Annotated in this window: 20 protein-coding genes and 1 pseudogene; 9 read left to right on the top strand and 12 right to left on the bottom strand. The window is 47.9% G+C overall.

The features are described from left to right. Positions 1–91: 91 nt before the first annotated feature. The 4 genes from CSR04_RS10435 (at position 92) to lipA (ending at position 2,853) form a co-directional block, all read left to right on the top strand. Positions 92–463, top strand: coding sequence for a GxxExxY protein (locus CSR04_RS10435; RefSeq protein ID WP_102796227.1), 372 nt, complete (start codon positions 92–94; stop codon positions 461–463). Positions 464–977: 514 nt separating this feature from the next. Then, the gene (gene ybeD, locus CSR04_RS10430) at positions 978–1,241 is read left to right on the top strand and encodes a DUF493 family protein YbeD (protein ID WP_102796226.1); all 264 of its coding nucleotides are present in this window, start codon (positions 978–980) and stop codon (positions 1,239–1,241) included. A 69-nt stretch (positions 1,242–1,310) separates the two neighbouring features. Continuing rightward, the gene (gene lipB / locus CSR04_RS10425; protein ID WP_245921532.1) at positions 1,311–1,895 is read left to right on the top strand and encodes a lipoyl(octanoyl) transferase LipB; all 585 of its coding nucleotides are present in this window, start codon (positions 1,311–1,313) and stop codon (positions 1,893–1,895) included. Then, positions 1,888–2,853 (top strand): lipoyl synthase, encoded by a 966-nt coding sequence (gene lipA / locus CSR04_RS10420; protein ID WP_102796224.1) that lies wholly within the window; start codon positions 1,888–1,890, stop codon positions 2,851–2,853. The genes lipB and lipA overlap by 8 nt, the downstream gene beginning before the upstream one ends. 144 nt (positions 2,854–2,997) lie before the next feature. Here the strand turns inward: lipA and CSR04_RS10415 are convergent, their stop codons facing one another. Continuing rightward, complete coding sequence (locus tag CSR04_RS10415; protein WP_102796223.1) at positions 2,998–3,501, bottom strand: hypothetical protein; 504 nt, start codon at positions 3,499–3,501, stop codon at positions 2,998–3,000. A 59-nt stretch (positions 3,502–3,560) separates the two neighbouring features. Further along, entirely contained in the window at positions 3,561–4,241 is a 681-nt protein-coding gene (locus tag CSR04_RS10410) for a hypothetical protein (protein WP_146027147.1), read from the bottom strand. Positions 4,242–4,852: 611 nt separating this feature from the next. Between CSR04_RS10410 and CSR04_RS10405 the strand changes: the two genes are divergently transcribed. Beyond that, on the top strand, positions 4,853–5,098 hold the full coding sequence (locus tag CSR04_RS10405; RefSeq protein WP_102796221.1) for a type II toxin-antitoxin system CcdA family antitoxin: 246 nt from the start codon (positions 4,853–4,855) through the stop codon (positions 5,096–5,098). Beyond that, entirely contained in the window at positions 5,098–5,412 is a 315-nt protein-coding gene (locus CSR04_RS10400; RefSeq protein ID WP_102796220.1) for a CcdB family protein, read from the top strand. Before CSR04_RS10405 ends, CSR04_RS10400 begins: the two co-directional genes overlap by 1 nt. 108 nt (positions 5,413–5,520) lie before the next feature. Here the strand turns inward: CSR04_RS10400 and CSR04_RS10395 are convergent, their stop codons facing one another. From CSR04_RS10395 to CSR04_RS10350, 8 genes are all read right to left on the bottom strand, one after another. Beyond that, positions 5,521–7,458 carry a protein-arginine deiminase family protein gene (locus tag CSR04_RS10395; RefSeq protein WP_102796219.1) on the bottom strand — a complete coding sequence of 646 codons (1,938 nt, stop codon included), beginning with the start codon at positions 7,456–7,458 and terminating at the stop codon, positions 5,521–5,523. Positions 7,459–7,819: 361 nt separating this feature from the next. Next, positions 7,820–8,494: a DNA-methyltransferase gene (locus CSR04_RS10390; protein WP_102796218.1), complete on the bottom strand. Its 675-nt coding sequence runs from the start codon at positions 8,492–8,494 to the stop codon at positions 7,820–7,822. A gap of 905 nt (positions 8,495–9,399) precedes the next feature. Beyond that, positions 9,400–10,686, bottom strand: coding sequence for a sensor histidine kinase (locus CSR04_RS10380; RefSeq protein WP_102796216.1), 1,287 nt, complete (start codon positions 10,684–10,686; stop codon positions 9,400–9,402). 18 nt (positions 10,687–10,704) lie between these two features. Beyond that, positions 10,705–12,099: a sigma-54-dependent transcriptional regulator gene (locus CSR04_RS10375; RefSeq protein WP_102796215.1), complete on the bottom strand. Its 1,395-nt coding sequence runs from the start codon at positions 12,097–12,099 to the stop codon at positions 10,705–10,707. A 76-nt stretch (positions 12,100–12,175) separates the two neighbouring features. Further along, a complete protein-coding gene (locus tag CSR04_RS10370) occupies positions 12,176–14,575 on the bottom strand; it encodes an ABC transporter permease (RefSeq protein WP_102796214.1) in 2,400 nt (799 codons plus the stop codon). Further along, the gene (locus CSR04_RS10365; RefSeq protein WP_102796213.1) at positions 14,575–15,309 is read right to left on the bottom strand and encodes an ABC transporter ATP-binding protein; all 735 of its coding nucleotides are present in this window, start codon (positions 15,307–15,309) and stop codon (positions 14,575–14,577) included. The genes CSR04_RS10370 and CSR04_RS10365 overlap by 1 nt, the downstream gene beginning before the upstream one ends. Before the next feature lie 27 nt (positions 15,310–15,336). After that, positions 15,337–16,584 carry an HlyD family secretion protein gene (locus CSR04_RS10360; RefSeq protein ID WP_102796212.1) on the bottom strand — a complete coding sequence of 416 codons (1,248 nt, stop codon included), beginning with the start codon at positions 16,582–16,584 and terminating at the stop codon, positions 15,337–15,339. Between the two features lie 371 nt (positions 16,585–16,955). Then, positions 16,956–17,519 carry a TetR/AcrR family transcriptional regulator gene (locus CSR04_RS10350; RefSeq protein WP_102796210.1) on the bottom strand — a complete coding sequence of 188 codons (564 nt, stop codon included), beginning with the start codon at positions 17,517–17,519 and terminating at the stop codon, positions 16,956–16,958. A gap of 180 nt (positions 17,520–17,699) precedes the next feature. Here CSR04_RS10350 and CSR04_RS10345 point away from each other — a divergent pair, with 180 nt between their 5' ends. Beyond that, on the top strand, positions 17,700–18,134 hold the full coding sequence (locus CSR04_RS10345) for a 4-oxalocrotonate tautomerase (protein WP_102796209.1): 435 nt from the start codon (positions 17,700–17,702) through the stop codon (positions 18,132–18,134). A 46-nt stretch (positions 18,135–18,180) separates the two neighbouring features. After that, positions 18,181–18,584: pseudogene (gene gloA / locus CSR04_RS10340) on the top strand (lactoylglutathione lyase). Positions 18,585–18,619: 35 nt separating this feature from the next. Here the strand turns inward: gloA and CSR04_RS10335 are convergent. Beyond that, the gene (locus CSR04_RS10335) at positions 18,620–18,970 is read right to left on the bottom strand and encodes a hypothetical protein (RefSeq protein WP_102796208.1); all 351 of its coding nucleotides are present in this window, start codon (positions 18,968–18,970) and stop codon (positions 18,620–18,622) included. 325 nt (positions 18,971–19,295) lie between these two features. Between CSR04_RS10335 and CSR04_RS10330 the strand changes: the two genes are divergently transcribed. Beyond that, the gene (locus tag CSR04_RS10330; protein ID WP_102796207.1) at positions 19,296–19,910 is read left to right on the top strand and encodes a glutathione S-transferase family protein; all 615 of its coding nucleotides are present in this window, start codon (positions 19,296–19,298) and stop codon (positions 19,908–19,910) included. A gap of 71 nt (positions 19,911–19,981) precedes the next feature. Here CSR04_RS10330 and CSR04_RS10325 read toward each other — a convergent pair whose 3' ends face one another. Then, the gene (locus CSR04_RS10325; protein ID WP_102796206.1) at positions 19,982–20,317 is read right to left on the bottom strand and encodes a putative quinol monooxygenase; all 336 of its coding nucleotides are present in this window, start codon (positions 20,315–20,317) and stop codon (positions 19,982–19,984) included. Between the last annotated feature and the right edge of the window lie 2 nt (positions 20,318–20,319).

The raw sequence follows: 20,319 nt of genomic DNA, 5'->3' as shown, positions 1-20,319 counted from the left end.
CACGAAAGCCACTATCTTCATCATGCTCTTTGTGGATGTTAGAGCGTGAATTACCGAGCACTAGATACTAAGCCAAAAAGGAACTAAGAAAATGGAATTCGAAACACTTTCAAACAAGGTGATTGGTTGCGCAATCGAAGTACACAAGGAACTCGGACCTGGCTTGCTTGAATCAACCTATGAGCAATGCCTAGCTCACGAACTGCGTTTAAACGGCGTAGAATTCAAGCTTCAACATCAATTGCCGATCGAATACAAAGGCTTTTGTCTAGATTGTGGGTACAGAATCGACATGTTGGTAGATAACAAGCTTATCCTTGAGCTTAAGAGCGTTGAACAGGTCAAGGACATTCACAAAGCTCAACTACTTACCTACATGAGACTGGCCAATATCAAGAAAGGTTTATTGATAAATTTCAACGCTCTGAAACTAAAAGATGGCCTGAAAAGATTCGTCCTATAACCCTTCGTGTACTTCGTGCTTCGTGGTTTAGTTAGCGTTTTTTACTCACCACGAAGGACACAGAGAACACTAAGATGAAATGAGTCGGCATGGCGACAACTTCTGCCCTTCGTGTTCTTGGTGTTTAATTGGTGTTTTTTACTAACCACGAAGGACACTAAGAACACGAAGTAAAAGGCCGTTTCTATAATGATGGCGACTCCCCCCTTCGTGTGCTTCGTGCTCTTCGTGGTTTAATTGGCGTTTTTTTCTCACCAGGAGAGACACTAAGAACATGAAGATGACAAGTGTCTTTGAATTGAGATGGTATGATCCCTTCGTATATTTCGTGGTAAAAATGATTCCACTGACAAGCAAAGCTGACAACCTGCCTACTATGTCCGCTGGCCGGGCTGGGCCAATTCGCGCCTTTTAGGTATACTTCGCCCACTATCCCTGTAACAGCAAAACCGGGCTTGATAACCAGGCCCGGCGTCGCCATTTACAGGCCATTGCGATTTGATTGGAGCCTTAAATGGAAACCCGTTTTGATGAACTGCTGGAGTTCCCCTGCTATCAAACCTTTAAAGTGCTGGGTGTTGCCCATGAGCGCCTGCCTGAGGATGTGGTGGCCTGCCTGCAGCTACTGGCACCGGATGACTATAATCCCAGCATCCGCCCCAGCACTAAGGGCAATTACCATTCGGTGTCCATTGATGTACGTGTGACCAGCAAGGAGCATATGGAGTCGGTGTATATCGAACTGGGCAAACTGGAACTGGTACGGATGGTACTCTAAATCGTGAGTACGCCAAGCCTGATTATTCGTCAGTTGGGGCGCCAGGACTACGCGCCCATCTGGCATGCCATGCAAAACTTTACCGACCAACGCGGTGTCGAGCAGCAGGATGAAATCTGGCTGGTTGAACATAACGCGGTGTTTACCCAGGGCCAGGCCGGTAAGGAAGAACATCTATTGGCTCCCGGCGATATTCCGGTGGTAAAAGTAGACCGCGGCGGCCAGGTTACCTATCACGGCCCCGGCCAGCAAATGATGTATGTACTACTGAATCTCAAACGCCTGAAAATCGGCGTGCGCGATCTGGTAACCGCGCTGGAACAATCCGTGGTGGAATTGCTAAAACCTTATGGTGTAAACGCCTACCCCAAGGCCGATGCCCCAGGGGTATATGTAGACGGGCGTAAAATTTGCTCCGTGGGCCTGCGCATTCGCAAGGGCTGCTCATTTCACGGCCTGGCGCTAAATATCAATATGGATCTGGGGCCGTTTCAGCGTATAAATCCATGCGGCTATGCCGGGTTGGAAATGATACACTGCGCGCAACTCGGCGGGCCGGACAATCTGCCAGAGGCAGGTAAGTTGTTAAGCCAGGCATTTTGCCGGCTAATCAAGATTGAACAGACAGACTATCGGGAAGGTTTTGATGACTAAAGCAGTACGTGTCGAAGCAGGTGTAAAACTGCGCGACGAAGACAAAATGAAACATATCCCTGTCACCATCATCCCCACCGAGCGGGAGCAGATGCTGCGCAAGCCCGACTGGATCAAAATCAAGTTGCCTTCCAGTACCGAAGGGATCGACCGCATAAAAAACATTATGCGCAAGAACAACCTGCACTCGGTCTGTGAAGAAGCCAGTTGCCCTAACCTGTCTGAGTGTTTTACCCACGGTACCGCCACCTTTATGATCCTTGGCGACATCTGTACCCGCCGTTGCCCATTCTGCGACGTAGCCCATGGTAAACCACTGCCACCCAGTGCCGAAGAGCCGGAAAAGCTGGCCACCACGATTGCCGAAATGAAGCTGAAATACGTGGTGATCACCTCGGTAGACCGCGACGATCTGCGAGACGGCGGTGCCCAGCACTTTGTTGACTGTATTAACGCCATCCGCAAACACAGCCCCAGCACCAAAATTGAAGTACTGGTGCCGGACTTCCGCGGCCGTATGGACACCGCGCTGGAAATCTTTAAAAACGGCGTACCCGATGTGTTTAACCACAACCTGGAAACCATTCCACGCTTGTACCGTGAATGCCGCCCGGGCGCTAACTACAAATGGTCACTGGAGTTGCTGCGTAAGTTTAAAGAGCAGCACCCAGAGATTATGACCAAATCCGGCCTGATGATGGGCATGGGCGAAGACCAGCAGGAAATGGCCGAGGTTCTGAAAGACCTACGTGAGCATAACGTCGATATGCTGACCCTCGGCCAGTATCTGCAACCCAGCCGCCACCATTTCCCGGTGAAACGCTACGTGCACCCCAGTGAATTTGACGCCCTGCGCGACACCGCCTACGAGCTTGGCTTCAGCCACGCCGCCTGTGGCCCAATGGTACGCTCCAGCTACCATGCTGACCGCCAGGCTGCCGGGGAAGAAGTGAAGTAGATTGTTAGGTGTGAGGGGTTAGGTGTGAGGCGCTTAGCCCTATAAGAAATTGAGGCGGTATTTCGTTTTAACTATCGTCCTAGCAGAAACTGCTTGTACAAAAAAGCCTGCTTATCAGCAGGCTTTTTTGTCTCGAAAATCTATTTAGTGACTTAACTCATGCCATTTATCAAGACTAGCGCGGGACGTCGCTCTGAGCAGTCTGTAGTAGTACCCTGCTGGTACTACACCAATCAAAGAATCACCTTGCTCATTAAATCGTCTCGATACCTTTGCGTGAGACAATCTTTGATAACTACTGTTACTAGGATCCCTTACCTCAAAATAAACAACATCCTGCCCCTCACAGCATCCATTTTGACTGACAAGTATGGCTACAACCATATCACCAAGGGTATCGTTGGTATATTCTACATTCCAGTTTCGTAAAGCGGTAACATCACTCCAAGTTCTTGGCCCCCCAATAGCTACGTTGTCAACAATGTCTTGCATCTGAGTAACTTGGTGCTCAAGAGCATCAAGTCTATCTGTAAGAGCATTGATTTTATCGTAATTCCCCTGAACACTGGGGCGTTCTTGTGCATTTACCAAATCAGAAACTGAAACATGGCCCAGCAGCAATGTCGCTATTAATATTGCCTTCTTCATATTATTTCCCTTAAGTAAGACATATAGAAATTTAAGTGTCGATATTTTCAAACAGAATTTTATCTTTCAAATAAACTGCGATACCTGGTCATCAATAGGATCAGGCCGATACCGATTACAAATACATTACCGGGTTCAGATATGTTGACGGCGATCCGGTGTTTTGTTTTCTCAACAACCGCATTTCCATTATTTTGACCATCGTTTACCGTGCGAAGCGAGACTTGTTTGAATGAATCCCCAGCACTTGCTGTTATTGACAAATGAACGCCATATCCTCCATCAGAATATTGTTGAATAACGGATGCAGGATCTAACCCATACGATATACCATTAACAGACAAGAACCACTCGCCTGGCCATGGATAGTCAGACATACTGAGGAAAATACTAAATGCATCAATGGGCTCAAAAAAACTAAACTCTAGAACACCAAACAAATCTTGAAAAACACCACCATCTGTTGTTCCTAAATAGTTACCGCCTGATGATGTATCCCAAACATTTTCAACAACTAACTCAAAACTAGTCATACTATGGTGGAGCTCATAATCTCCAATTGCTGCTCCATTGGGCAATAAACTACCAGAAGCATAACTTTCGAAATTTTGTTCAATCACTCCGCTGCCAACTGTATCGTAGAATGACTGAACATTGGTATGTTGGATTATTGCTGCATGTGTACTTAATGAAACAAACGCTGTTAATGCAAAGGAGATTTTCTTTATTGAATTCATCATTGCTTCCCTCAAACAAACTTTATATTTACGTATCAACTTTGTCGTTGCTAATCCTGCAGACAAATGTCTTGCATTTTTCAGGTTGTAGAGAATTAGAATCTATTCAGTAGAATTGTTACATTTAGAGATGGGCATAAAATAAACGAACTGATTACTATCAGCCTGCCCTAGCCATAAAATGATAGGCTCTAGAAGCCAACCACCATACTTCATACCAATAGAGAGTTGTGATATCCAACCCATCAACACTGGTGTTTTTTTAACCTAATCACCAATGACATCGCTGTCAATGAAAATTTTTAATTTCTAACCAAAAGTTAACTTAGTCTCTATTTCAAAAGTAACTTATCCTATGGAGGCTTTAGGGCTGAGCATGCAGTGGTTTATGAGCAAAGTAGCGAGTAACTACCTACAATTAAGTCCTAAATAGACCATTCTCTGTGATAAGCCATGTTTCCATTTGGGCACACTGAAATCTATGCATCACGGTCTTGGTTGGCTCAAGAGCTATTAACAAAACAAGTGCATGGGGGGGCTCAGCCTTGCCTAGTTAATTGCCCCTTGCTACCATGCGCATAATTTATACGCATTTATTATGCGAGGCACTGGCGATGCGTGAATTATTTGATAAAGATGCCCCTAAAAAGGCAACAAACTTAAGCATAAACAGTAGCTTATTAGCTGAAGCCAAAAGTTTAAAAGTCAATCTGTCTGCCACAATGGAACGGGCATTGGAAGCAGAAGTCAGACAAAGCAAGCGGCGGGCATGGCAGGCTGAAAATAAGCAGGCGATTGAAAACTGTAATACCTTAGCCGAAGCAAATGGCCTGTTTGCCGATAAGCATCGTGGATTCTGATGAAGCAATACGACTTATATGCCAACACAGATCCAGCTAGCCGAAACACCTACCCCTATTTTGTTGACGTACAAACCGGCCTGCTTGAAGAGCTTAACAGCCGGGTTGTAATTCCGATTTCCCCAGCCCTGGATGCCAACTCGTTTCCGAAAAACCTTTGTCCAATTATTGAGATCAATAACCAGCCATTTGCATTGCTTACCCATCAAATCACAACGGTTTCATTATCTTTTTTAAAGAGTAAAGAAGGTAGCTTGCTGCTCAACAGAGACGATATTATTTCCGCGCTGGATTTTCTTTTTACTGGAATTTAGTTTCTGCTATTGGCTCAAAAATTCTTCCGATTTTTTTCTGCAGGCTCACGTTTACCATCACCGGCGCGCGCCTTTGGCGCGTCCGGTGGATGGTTTTGTTAGCCGATTTTATATGTCATAACCACCATCTGGCTTATATGACCACCAAGTCTTATTATTAAATGGCTTGCGCTGAATGTTTGTACCGCAATGTACCTCGCCAAGCATTTCATGATAAGAATACCAATCCTCTATGAACACAACATCTCGTTCCGGAACTGCATCCTTAAATGCTTTTTCGAATATACACTCACCATCAATAATAGGCCCGTGTGGCTTTGGGACTATGCTTACATTGTTGATGACAAGGTGATTTACCATGTCAGGGAAATATGCTGCAGTTCTGTTGGCTCCAGTAGGGTGGAAAAGAACGGGTATCTGTACCACATGAACATCATCAACCCCTAATTCACGTTTAATGATTGAGATGTTGGTATCCATGATATTTTGATAATTGTCATTATTCTGCCAAAACACTCCATCATTTAGCAGTTCATCAACAGTGATTTCAGCAGATTCAGGGCTTCCTGGCTCACCTCGCTTCATTCCCTCAAACATGGTGACGCTTCCGTACCCATTAAGCGACAGCCGTTCTAAAATAGCTTTTGCTCTCCCTGGAGATGCCACTAGAACCTGAAAACCTATGTCATTCACAGCGGGAACGAAGCAGACAATTTCATCAACATGCCCAACCGTTAACCAATCTGTATACACCTCGAAAGGTGATTGGACTTTTTGAGAATATAAAAATTTCCTTAATTGAGGCATCATTTGCCTATTAGAATCAGAATAATCTCCATATTTCTTGCCGCCAAACACAATTCTGCCGAAAGGATAATTTCTTCCATTGACTGAAACTGGTGGGCTAACTTCTAAATTGCCAAATGAATCTAGAGAATTCGGAGCGCTCCCGCCGACTTGAAAATGACCAAAGTCCTCACCTAATAGCTCTTTTTCAGGAAATCCATCTAATCCTCGATCTCTCGGGCTATCCATAACCACTGGCAACACATGTGTAGCCCCTTGAACATAACCAAACTCAATTTCATCTTGAATCCACCTGTCTCCAAGATGGTCCTGTGGCTCAATTATCGTTAAAGGGACATTGATATTATCTAAAGCTTCAGTGAGACTTTCTAAAAACTTTTCATTTGTATTTTCCCCACTAACAATCCTGCACGTAAATACACGAACAGGTGGGAGTGTGTTGGGAGTCATAATCCATGGAGCAACCCTATAAACTACAGAGTCACTTGAAATGACGTTCTGCCCTTTCACCAACAATATTTCTAATGTGATCAACCCTTCAAAGTTTGCACTGGGATATTCATGTGCCTCTAGATACAGGTCTTGGCCTTTCGTAGAAAGCGGAGGCGAGTATATTAGTGTTTCATTTTCTCCAGACGGGTCTACTCCTAAAATCCTTTCATAATCCCCATTACTTGATTTGGCATAAACCGTAAACCTTGAGGCGGCACCCTCAGTTGTTGCCAGAGTCAGAAATACATCCTGAGGAAACTCATCAAGTAGCGTATCTTCTACTATTAATTTAGACCATTCTGAATAGTAGCTACCTGACGGGTCATGTTCGTTGATTTCTAGATCATTATTTACTAGGGCTATTGCACCTCTTTGGTTGTTACCCCACACCCAACTATCATTTCCTGTGTCAATTAAATCTATATCCCCATCGCGATCACTATCATTCCTTATAGAAACCCTGCAAACATCGACATTGACTTCAATTCTATCTATTTCATCTCCGTCAGTATTAACATGGATCAGCGTGGCTTTGCTCTTACCAGCCTCTAGCGCTTGAATTCGAACCAAACCTTCATACGGGAGAGGGGCTTGAACTGGCGTATTAATAATAAATTCTTTCCATGCGTTGCTTTCAACGTGAAATATCTTAAGTCCATGCAAACTTTCGAGAATCAAAGACCCCGACTGGATGTTAAAGTTGACTCGTACACTCTCACCGCGTGAGAGAAAGTGGTTAGATTCCATGTCATATCCTCATTTATTGGTTTTTAATGATGTGCGCTTAAGCTGCCTTGACCGGCTAACAATATTATTAGACGGCGAAGCTGCGATGTTCAGTACCTTTGCCGTTCTACCGCTCCATATCTGAAACTTTACTAACACAGCTTAAATCCGTTATCACAAAGTGACATATGCGCCAAAATCCTCGCACTTGCTACAGCCAAAAGTTGGTTGTTCGTACATGGCCCAATTAATTGTTAAATAGATCTATGCACCCCTTAAGCGGCCCAAGCCACTTTGCTCAAAGCTTTGGCCAAGCTCACCAGTTACCAATATCAATGACCCTGCCCCTGATAAGCAGAAGCCTACCTGCTATGGCCTATCGTTATTGAACAATTGGCATCAATTTTAATAGCCTTTCAGCAAGAAAATCATGAGCCAGTGAAGATTTATCGCACCCATAAGCTATTCTTCCAAGGTTTTGAGCGGCGATCAAAGTAGAGCCAGAGCCAAAAAATGGGTCAACCACAATTTCACCTGATTCTGAACTTTGTGAAATCAAAATTTCCAATAACTCTACGGGTTTTTCTGTAGGATATCCTCTGTAAACTCTTTTTGACTCCAATATATCTGGAACACTAAGATCTTTTAATTTTCTTTTTCCTTTTTCAAAGAAAAGAATGAACTCATACCTTGCCCTATAGTGATATCCCATTCCAATACTCACTTTATCCCATACAATAGGCTTCCAGAATTTAAACCCTATCTTTTCTGCTATAGGCTTGAGGACAAACATTGTTTCCTGATCACAAAAAATATAGAAATGTGAGTTCCTTTTTAGTACGCGATATATTTCTTTAAGAAAGACTTCAAATCGATGATTAGGGAAAATTTCAAACCACTGATTATTAGAGCTCTTACTAATTTTCAATCTTGTTGTCGTACCAATTTTTCGATGCTTCTCTAATGACTCATAAGGGGGGTCAGTGATAATAAGGTCTACGCTGGAATCAGCCAGCGTAGATAACCATGAGACGGCATCATCTCGAAAAATATTCATTCAAAACCTAATCTAAACTACTACAAAACTTTCCATTCACATGTGCACGAGAAGTGACACCTTTCGGTAAGCTTCTGCAGTCATAACAATAGCTTTGAAACCCTTCAGGGTTTCTAGCCGTCTTTCGTGCGGGAGTTTTACCGAATGCCGCAGGATAAGGGTGAAAAACATGTTCACTACCATTAGCATCAGAACAGTGCGGACAGGACTTAAATTTCTGTCCTGTGTTTACATCAACTTTGTGAATCATACCAACATTTAATTTCCTTCCACAACATTTACAACCCATATCAACACCTCAATAATGACTGCTTACTAAAATAATGACTACTTTTTCCGGAATGCATCAATAGAACATGATACATTCTGGAGAAAGTGTCGTACCGATTGATTTTCTCTCACTAAAATATAAGAATAACTTCATCATTGTGTAGCGAGCCGCCTTACCTCAGTCATCTAATTTCAAGCGTTCATAGTCGCATGTCTGCAAAGTAAATTTATCTATTGAGAGGTGGTTATGAGGTTATTGGAACTTTTAGAACATAGTATTTATGGACAGAGTGTGAAGTGTTGGCGCGACTGAAACTCTCTCTGAAATGATTTAAGACACTTTGACTCCGCTTGATGTTTCCAATCGATTCCGGGGCTACTAAAAGACTGGTAACTTGCTGGGATAGGGTTGAGTGGGAGACGCGTAGGGTACGTCGTATCGGCAACCGACTTTGCGCTGGACTGACGTTGAGATCCAGCTAGGCCCCTTGATGCCACCTCCCAGCGGCTTTTCTGCCGCACCAGCATAAAGCTGCCCAAAATCTTTCGAGAAAATTTGGTCTTTCAGTCTCATTTACTTAAGGAAAATCAATGAAGTGAGACTGTCGCGTTATAAGCAACAGGATATCAAAGATTCAACACCCCACCGGCAAACGAATCAAAGCAACAGCGCCGACTCCATCAGCATTATTTTCCAGCGTCAGTTGGCCGCCATGCTGCTCAATAATCTGGCGGGACAGCAATAAACCAATGCCCTGCCCACCCCGCTTGGTGGTGTAAAAGGGTACAAATACATTATCCGGGTTTTGAATACCCACACCGTTATCACTCAGGCTGATAAGCACTGCGCCAGCTGCGCTATAGCAATGGACTTTAATCACACCTTCCCCCGTGTTCTCAGCAATGGCCTGGCGTGCATTGGTAATTAAGTTAATCAGCACTTGTTCCAGCAGCACCGGGTCGGCGACCACCTGGGTGCTGTCCAGTTGCAGCTCGAAGGTAATATCGCTGTACATGGCCATGACCGAGCCGAGCATGCCGGGCAGGTCTATATGCTGCGGATGGATAGCATATTGGCGGCTTAACTGGCTATAGCGACCAACAAATTCGGTCAGCTTCTGACTACGCTGGTTAATCACTTCAAGCATGTCTTTTTGCACCTGATGGGTGCTGAATTCGGCCAGAGTTTGCGCCAGTGATTTAATCGGGGTTAAGGAGTTTTTAATCTCATGGCTTAGCACCCTGACAATCTGCTGCCAGGAGTGAATTTGCATTTCCCGCAGTTCATGGCTGATATCGGTAAAAATTAGTAACTGGTGCTCACCGGTTTCGTCCTTATAAAAGCTGGAGCGAATATTAAATTGCCTGGCCTGTTGCTTATCGGCAATTAACCAGCCCGATGCGCTTTGCACCAGCCCCAGCGATTTTGCCTTGCTCAGTCGCACCAGTCGCCAGTCTTTACCCAGCCAGCGCGACAGGGCCTGATTGCCGTGCACCAGTTTTCGCTCTTCATCCAGCAGCAGCACCGGGCTGTCCAACTGCTTGATTAAACTGTGAACCAGTAAGTTTTTCTCGTCGAACAGGCGTTTTTTTTGCCTCAGCGCCGCCGAAAACGCACCGATTTCATCAAATACCCTGCCGACCATGCCACGGCAATACACCGGCCGCACCTGCAGGGAATAATCATCCACCTTCATCGACTCCAGCGCATCCAGTATGCGAGCGTATGGGCAGAGCAGTTTTTTGTTTAGCCACAATGACACCAGCAACTGAGCCGGCAGTAATAACACCAACAAGGTGGCCAACATCAGCCCAGAGCTGTGTAACAGCCATAAACAGGCCACACTCAGGCCTAAAATAAGCAGGTTCACCAACAGCAAAAATATGCCAATCAGCCGCTCAAGGCTGTTCACTGTCAACATGTTCTGGCCCTGTGCATGCTAGAGGTAATCTTTGGCGACGATATGGTATTTTTCTAAGCGACGATAAATGGCACTTTTGCTGATGCCCAACAGCTCTGCGGCTTGTTGGGTTTGGCCCTTGCACTGCGTCAGGGCCTTATCCAGCAGCTCACGTTCGGCCTGCTCGAAGGTCATCAGTGGCAATTCAGCGCCCGCGGCAGACGCCACCGGAGCGGCAATGGCAGACGCCATACCGTTAGCAGCCAGCAGTGCTGCACTGATATCGGTTTGCTCACACAGCAGCACCACACGCTCAAGGATATGGCTTAATTCACGTAAATTACCGGGAAAGGGGTACGCCATCAGCAGCGCCAGTGCACAGGGCAGCAAACTGATGCCGGGCTTTTTATAGCGCTGACAAAATTGTTCGAGCAGTTGCCCGGCCAGCTCGGGAATATCTTCGCGACGCTCGCGAAGTGGCGGCACATGCAGCTCAATGGTATTTAACCTGAAGTACAGATCCTGGCGAAAGCGCCCCTCGCTAATCAGCTGTTTAAAATTGCCGTTGCTGGCACTGATCAGGCGCACGCTGGCAGTTTGGGTGGCGCTGGAACCCACCCGTTCATACTGGCCCGACTCCAGCACCCGCAGCAATTTAGCCTGGGACGGCAGCGGGATCTCGGCCACTTCATCCAAAAACAGGGTGCCGTGCTCTGCCAGTTCGAAACGCCCTACCCTGGCCCGGTCCGCACCGGTAAACGCCCCTTTGGTATGGCCGAACATTTCACTTTCAAACAGGTTTTCCGGAATAGCGCCCATATTGACGCTCACCAAAGCGCCGCCGCGATGTTGCTGCTGATATGCCTGGTGAATATAGTGCGCCAGGCTGCTTTTACCCGTACCGTTTTCACCGGTGAGCAGCAAGGTCACCGGCTTTTGGGCCACCTCATCCAGGCGGCTTTTCAGTAACTGCATGGCCGGGGAGTTTGCCACCAGCTTGACTGCCTGAGTCTGCTCCCTTGCTGGCGGGCAACAATGCTGTTCAAGCTGCTGTAATTGCAGGGATTGCTTGATCACTTGCAGCAGCCGCTGGTTGTCCCAGGGCTTTTCAATAAAATCCCGCGCCCCGCTTTTTAAGGCTTTCACCACCAGATCCACCGCTGCCCAGGCAGTTATGGCAACTACCGGCAGATGGCTGTGCAAGGCACGAATTTTGCGCAGGCAATACAACCCTTCTTCTCCCGATGTGGTGTCGCGGGAGTAATTCATATCCAGCAGCACCAGATCGACGGGCTGATGGTTAAGCATGTCCAGCCCGGTGGTTGGGCTGTCGGCTTCAACCACGTTGAAACCATGATTGGTTAAGAAGAATCGGGCACTTAGCCTGATGTCAGCGCAATCATCAATAAAAAGTATGGTCTTGGGGTTTTGCATGCTTGGTCGCGATAAAAATACAGGCTGCTGCGCAAAGTAAAATACTAACACGGAACAGCCCAGAGCCCTTTACAAGTTACTCATTTCGGAGCGCTTTTATAGGATCCTGCCTGACAATACTGTTGGCAGGAATAAAGCACGCCAGTAAAGAGAACAGCAGCAACAGCCCTAAGGCGCCGGATATCTGCAGCACATCTGGCTGCCCTAACTGGGCAATCTGGCTTTTGGCCATGCCGTACAGCAGCACAGCCAGCAAAAAACTGCTCACCAGGCCAATAACAATCGGCTGAATCGCATCCTTGAGCACCATATTGACAATACGCTTACGTTTGGCACCCAGTGCCATACGCACGCCCAGTTCATAGCGTCGCATCTGGGTGGCATAGCTGATTACCCCATAAATCCCGGTACAGGCCAGCAGCAGGGCAAACAGGCTTAACCCCCCGGCCAACCAGGCTGCCAGGCTATATTGATATACCAGTTCAGCGGCGGTGCGTTGCAGTTGCAGGTATTCCTGTATTCTCAGGCTCGGGTCAATCGTGCGCAGCTGTTGCAGGATCTCCAGTTTGGTCAGGCTCATGCCGGGTTTGATCTTCAGCATCAGGTTGATGTCACTGGCATCCAGGGGCATATAAAAATATGGGTCGATATTGGAAACACTAAAATAATCCTCCACCACCCCCACCACCTCGAAGGCTTGCCCTTTCGCGCGGTAAATACGCTCGCCTACTACATCGGTGCGGTTAAAAATGGCCCGAGCCATGGATTGACTGAGCAGCGCCACCTTGGCCTGGTCGGCCACTTCTTCGCGGTTAAAGTTGCGGCCATGCAACATTGGCAACTTCACTAATCCAACAAAGTCTTCATCCACGCGGTTATATAAAAAGCCGCCGACGCGCTGCTGGTGACTATCGTAAATAAGGGTGCCACTATGGCCGAATCTAAGTGGTGAATGGCGGGAATTGGCCACCAGTTCAACCTGAGGCAACTGAGCAAAATGCTGCTTAATTTGCGTGGCAAGCGTACGGATCTGAGTGGCGCTGGGGTAGTTTTTGCCGGGGTCTACCTCAACACTGATGACGTTCTCAATATCGATACCCAATGGATGGTTAGCGGTTTGCAGACTCATTTGCAGCACCAGGGATGTCATCATGATCAGCAAGCCGGTCAAGGCAATCTGTGATGCAATCAGGCTGTACCTGACCCGACGCGATACCTGCGCGCTGGTGCCTTTACCACTGGCGTTTAACTGTTGTTTAAGGCCGTCATAGTTGACCGCAAAGCGGCCAAAAAAGGCCAGCGCCCCGGCTAACAGCACGGCAATAGTGCAACTGAATAGCACGGTCGGGACATCCAGCCCCAGCTCATTTAAACGCGGCAGCGTGCCTTGCGCCAGCTCTTTGGTCAGCACCAATAGCCAGGCGGCGATGATCAGGGCAAACAGGCTGGCCACCAGGGTCAATAGCAGGCTTTCAACAAACAGGCGCTTAAACAGCGCTTTGGGTTTGGCCCCAAGGCAGGCGCAAATAGCCAGAACTTGCCGCTTTTTATTGATATGCGACAGGTACAGATTGAGCACATTAACAAAGGCAATCAGCAGCAATACCACGGCGCCCGCCAGGATCATCAGCGTAATCCGGACACCGTCACCTTTCACCGCATCGCTTAGCCGGGTCAGACGTGGCAGCAATTCCACGTCCCGGTACAACTGCGCTTGTGGCGACTGCAAAAAATCCTTAAAAATGGCCGATAGCTGCGCATTGACTTGGGTCGTATTCTGCCCCGGCGTAAGCTTAACCAGGCTCAGCAAATTAGAGGTGGACGAGGTGCCGTTAGGCTGGCTTAACTGGCTGTAAGCCGCCGGTAAGTAGATGTCACTGGCCGTTTCGGCAAAGGGCTGCGGCTCTTTAAAACCTTTATCGAGCACACCAACCACCTTAAATTGCTGGTGATCAAACTGTATGCTCTGGCCGATGATATCAGGGTCTGCGGCAAAGTAGCTTTGCCAGGTGGCATAGCTGAGCACGGCTTCTGGCCGGGCATCTTTCATTTCCGGGCTGGCAGACAGACCCGTGCCAAGGGCCAAGGGCACGGTTAACAGATCAAAGAATTCGGCTGTGGTATATAAGGTTTGTAACCTTGGTTCACTGGGCACACTGGCCAGAATGCCACGGCTGCGCAGTACCAGGGCTGAGTGCAGAAAGTTCTGGCTGCTGCGATACATTTGCACTTGTGAATCGATATGCTGGACACCGGATTTGACGACCTTGCCCTGGCGCACTTCGGTTTGATCCAATATATACAGCTGCGCCGCCTGTTTATAAGGCAGCGGCTTAAACAGGATCAACTGGTTAAGGTTAAACGCAGCAATCAGTGCGCCGAGGGTCAGGGCCAGGGTGAACACCAGGGTAAACACAAACATCGGCGTATTTTGTAACCCAGCCAGAGCATGGCGAATTTCGTGTTGTAACTTCATTAACTCGCCTCCGCCAAGGCGTGTTCAGACACCATTTCACCGTCAAGTAAATAATAACGGGTATGGGCAAATTCGGCATAGCGGGCATCGTGGGTCACCATACAAATGGTGGTGCCGGCCCGGTTCAGATCTTTGAGCAGGGCCATCACCGCATCGCCGTTTTTTGAGTCCAGATTGCCGGTCGGTTCGTCCACCAATAAGATGGCGGGTGAACCGACCAATGCCCGGGCAATGGCCACGCGCTGCTGCTGCCCACCCGACAATTGGTTAGGCTTATGCCCGCCCCGATGGGCCATATCCACTTGTTGCAGGGCATGGCGTACCGCCTGGTCTATTTCGGCTTCACGCAACATTTTGCCGGACGCATCCACCTCACGGTAGCGCAGCGGCAGTGCGACGTTCTCGTACACGCTGATTTCATCGATAAGGTTAAAAGACTGAAAAATAAAGCCGACCTTGCGGTTTCTGATCTCGGCCCTGGCATCGACCCCAAGCTGGCTGACGTCCTGGTTGTCAATCAGGTAGCTGCCACTGCTGGCGGTATCCAGCAAGCCCATAATCGCCAGCAAGGATGACTTGCCGCAACCAGACGGGCCGGATATGGAAATAAAATCGCCCTGGTAGATGGTCAGATCGACACCGCGCAGGGCGTGGGTTTCCAGTTCCTGGGTACGGAATACCTTGGTGATATTGGCCAGTTGCAGGCAAATTTGTGCTTGGTTTGCTTGGCTCATATTGATGTCCTTATTGGTTTTGTATGCTTAATTCAGGGAAATGTGCGACTGCTCGGCGTATTGACGCATGTCGCTTAAGATAAAGCGCTGGTCACGCGCCGCGCCCGATTTGATCTCAATAAACTGGCCGCTCTTGGCACCAAACTCCAGCCAGGTAAGTTCGGCGGTGTGACGTTCATCATCCACTTTAAATACCTGATGCCGGGAATGTTGGGCAACGTTTACTGGTGCCTTGATATACAGCGTGTCTTGCAGCGTGCCCATGCGTATTCTGGCTTCCACATTCAATGACGGGCGGGCATTATCCGGTAAGGTACCGATCAGGGCGATCTCCACTTCGACGTTACCCTCTTTAACCACAGGATCGATAAGCCGAACCTCACCTTCGGCCACCCCACCGCGAGTATCAATACTGGCCTGCATGCCCGGCATCATGCCCTGCACATCCCGCTGTGGCACCTGCACCACGGCAATTAACTCATCGGTTCCGCCCACCAGCGCCAGTTGACTGCCGACACTGACACTTTGTCCAAGCTCAACCGGCAGAGCCTGTAACACCCCGTCAATACCGGCTTTTACCTGCAATCGGGCCATACGATCCTTGGCTAAGGCCAGCAGGCTTTGCTTTTCATCGATTTGCTCTTTTTGGATCTGCAGGCTCTGTTGATGCAGACGCGTTAATTGCGCCAGACGCTGTTGGCTGTTGGCCAGCCGCCCGGACAATTTATTGACTTGGGCCTGCGTTTCCAGCAGGGTCAGTTGGGTCACTATCCCAGAATTGGCCAGCTTGGTTTCCGCCTCAAAGCGGGCCTTAACCACATCCAGATCCAGTCTAAGCTCGGCCTGTTGATTATTAGCGTCGAGCATTTCCCGCTCCTGAGTCAGGACCAGTTGTTTTAATTTGCCTTTTTCAGCCTTTAGCGCCAACTCAGCCTGCACCAGCGCCTGACCGATACCCGGGTTGGACATCGTCAGGATCACACTGTCGGGTGTGACCACCGCGCCGGGCTTTAGCAGGATCTCTTCAATCACGGCCTCATTGGCGGCGGTTAAAAAGCGCTGTACTTTGGACTCTAAGACACCAAAACCTGTGACTTCTAATGCCAACGCCCCCTGATTGACCTGACCTAACCATAACTGCCCGACCTCGACCTGACTGCTTGCCGACGGCTGGGAATAAAGCCAGACACTGAAAACAGAAAATACCAAGGTGACAGCTGGCAAAATATAGCGTTTGCTGTACATGGCCCTCACCGGGCTCACTTTTACGTCCATTGCATCGGTCCTTACCTGTTTAGCTGCTTAGCTAATGCAAGACGCAAGCGTCATACCAAAACACAACAAATTGATATTTAAAGGAATATTAAAATCAGCCTGGCATTTAACAGGGGAAATTCCCGGAATCGGGAAGATGGAAATTTATGAAATCGGGAATGGCGGCAACGTCACAGGTACTAACGAGCTTGTTTGCACGCCAAGCCACAAGCAGATCAAAGTCATTGCCTTTATAACAAGGATAATCAGGCTGAAATGCTTGGCCTAGCACACAGAGCTAACGCGATGTGCAAAATAGCGAAAGGCAACCAAACCCTGATGTTTTGCGCCTTTCACATGCGCTTGTTACGCCAGTTGGCAGCTAATCCCACTCACTTTTGCTGGCGACATAACGGCGTTTGCTGAATCGCCTGAATAATCTCTTGTTGCAGCGCCGGACTATTTACCGCCCTGGCCAGCGTAACCCCTCCCATCAGAATAGCGAGTTTTGCCCAGGTATCTGGCGGTATGGCGTTATTCTCGCCAGGGTTCATTTGCTGCACTAATTCCCTTAGTTGAGCTTCAAACGCCGATTTTATCTGTGGGTCGGCCCGCCCCACATCCGGCGTTAAACTCTGCAGACCGCAACTTTGCGAGCCTTCGCAGGTGGATTTTTCCTGCAGATAAAACCTGGCAAATTCAGGCCACCAATCGGCATTATTTGACTGGAACAGGCTGACGGCTTCCTGCACCTCCTGCATTCCGCCAATCATGGCTTCTTCAAAGGCGGCCAGCTTAGACGGAAAGTGTTTATAAAATGCCCCGGAGGTGACCCCAGCTTCTTTCGCCAGGCCATCGATACCAATGCCATTCAAGCCGTTGCTGCGAAAGCAGCGAGCCGATGCGTCACTGATCCGCTTGCGGGTTTCTACTTTTTGTTCAGCTGTATAACGCATAGCTAATCCACATTCTATTTATTTTCAACTAGTTAGATGTCATATCAGACAATATGGCAATCACTGTAGCATAAAATAACGATCGTTACCCATTTACAAGATAACGATCACTATCTAACATAGAAAATGATCGTTATCTAAAGCGATCCTTTATTTTTCTTACATTACTAAGGACAACCTATGCCACTTACATTAACGCTGACTCAAGGTGTGCTACCTGAAGGTGCAGAAGCCGATGCCATTGCCCAACTAACCCATGCCATGCTGGATGCCCACGGCTTAGCCGACAATGCCCTAATGGCCCGCAACATTACCGCGCAGGTCAATGTGTTACCCAAACAGCACTGTTTTTCTGGTGGCAAACCTTTCTCGGGTGCCTGGATAGAGTGGAAAGTTCCAGCTTTTGCCTTTTCACAGCCGGATGTGCAACAGCAATACTGCAGGCACGCCACCGACATTATCGAGCAGTTGTCTGGCCATAAGCACCCCAGGGAAAACATCTATATCAATGTGGTGCACGCCGTAGATGGAGCCTGGAATTTTGAAGGGGCAGCATTAACCAATGTGCAAATACTTGGGGCGATATCTGAGAACGCCGCAACACAGCCCAATTAACCTCTGACGAGGGGCGTTTGCCCCTCTGTCCCAACGGATAAGCATAATGTTTAAACGCATACTGCATAGCATGTTACGGGTCGGGGATCTGCAAGCCTCGATAGACTTCTATACGCAAGCCCTGGGCATGACCGTACTTCGTACCCACAACAATACTGAAGCACAATACAACCTGGTGTTTCTGGGCTATCAACCTGAATCAGCAGCGGCGGTACTTGAACTGACTTACAACCAAGGTACCCACCATTATCAGCATGGCAACGGCTTTGGCCATATTGCCGCTGAAGTTGAGATTGCCAGGCGGCCTGCGACTGGGTGAAAAACCATGGTGGCAGGGTTATCAGGGTTGCCGGCCCGTTGGCTGGCAGCCATGAGATCATCGCCTTTATTCAGGATCCCGATGGTTATGCCATTGAGCTGATCCAGCGTAACAATGGCGAAAACACTTAAAAAACAACAAGAAGGAGAGCCGAAGCTCTCCACGATTATTTATTGTACTTTTTATACAAACCGATTAATGCATTGTCGGTGTTACCGTCAACGCAACGGGTGTCAGTACCAGTGCGGTCTTCCAACACCAGGATATATACCACATCCTGCTGACCTTCCATCTTTGCCGTTAATGCAGGCCCCAACAAATTGGTGTGCTCGGGATAGATAAACACCGGTTCTCTGGGGTTACCGTGATATTTTTCATAGTTAACTTCATAGGTATTGTTCCCTATGGCGAAAACGTCCGTGATTACGCCTTCACAAGTGAAAACGATAGCGTGTGACACGCTTGAAGCAAGTAACAACAGTGCACCTGCACTTACTTTTAATAAGTTCATCTTCATTGCTAATTTCCCTAAATATAAATTGATACCTTTCTAGCCACACACCGTGGCGACTTGAGTTTATATTTATTGCGGCCTTGAAAAGATGACACTTTGATTAATTTTTGTTTAGATCAATTTATAACAATAGACAGCTATACATACTGGGTATCGAAGCCGACTTTCTAGCCCTGCCCGCTTAGTTCATTACACCTCCCTATCGTGATTTAGGCGTCACAGGCCAATGCAATGCTGCAGCCTATTTCGTTAGGACGGTCCAGCCCTCTGTCGAAATCCTCCCCAGCCAAACGACTATTGGCAAATTAACCCAACAAGAGAGTGAACTATGCAAATTTACTGGATTAAAGCTCAGGCACCGCTGCGGGTGCTGGCCCTATGCAAACATTTGGGCGTGCAAGCCGAGTTTATTCAGCTCGATCCCACCGACGGTAGCCTGAAAACCGACAAATATGCCAAGCTGAATCCCAATATGAAGGCGCCAACCCTGGTGGATGGCGAGACGGTGCTGTGGGAAGCCTCGGCCATTATGGTGTATTTATGCCAAAAGGCCGGTTCGGATATGTGGCCAGCCAACCATGCTATTGAACAGGTGGACGTGATTAAGTGGTTGTCCTGGAATGATTGTCATTGGATGGAAGCGGTAGGCAATTTTTACTTTGAATATATCGTAAAAAGTACCTTTAACTTTGGCCAACCAGACCAGCAGGCTATTGAGGCCGGCCTACCGCTATTTCATAAATACGCGGCGGTGTTGAATCAGCATCTGCAAGGTAAGGACCATGTGGCCTGCGGGCGACTGACCATTGCCGATTTTCAGCTCGCTTCCATGGCCCGTTACTGGCAGGAATCACAGATGCCGATGCAGGATTACCCTAACATTGTGAACTGGCTGAACAAGCTGATGCAACTGCCCGCCTGGGCCGAGCCCTGGCCGCTATAAACCAAACATCGGCCAGCTACGCTGGCCAATCACTTTGGTATCGTTGTAACCTTCATTTGACAAGAGTGGTTTTACTTCAGCCAGTATTGAAGTGGATTCAGCACCTGCGCTTTTCTGGGGGATTCAAGCCAGTCTGGTAACTTGGCCTCATATGCCTGGCGATAAGGGGTATCCTGATGTTTAAGGAAGGCTTCAACGCTGGGTTCTTGCCAGCGTTCGTACAAGGTGAAAAGATTGGCTTGCTGCTGATCTTCATGCAAATGACAAGCAATAAAACTGGGTTCTTCGGCCATCTTGTCTAACAATGCTTTACACGCCGATAACCACTCATCGCGACATTCGGCCTTAATATGAAGCTGCACATAAAAAACCAATTCACTTCCGTGCGACTTCGTTAACTCATTCATAC

It is taken from the genome of Bowmanella denitrificans (genome assembly GCF_002887595.1).
In the GTDB taxonomy this organism is placed as follows: Bacteria; Pseudomonadota; Gammaproteobacteria; order Enterobacterales; family Alteromonadaceae; genus Bowmanella; species Bowmanella denitrificans.
The sequence above is the reverse complement of the archived record's forward strand: the minus strand, read 5'-3'. Positions and strand labels throughout refer to the sequence as shown.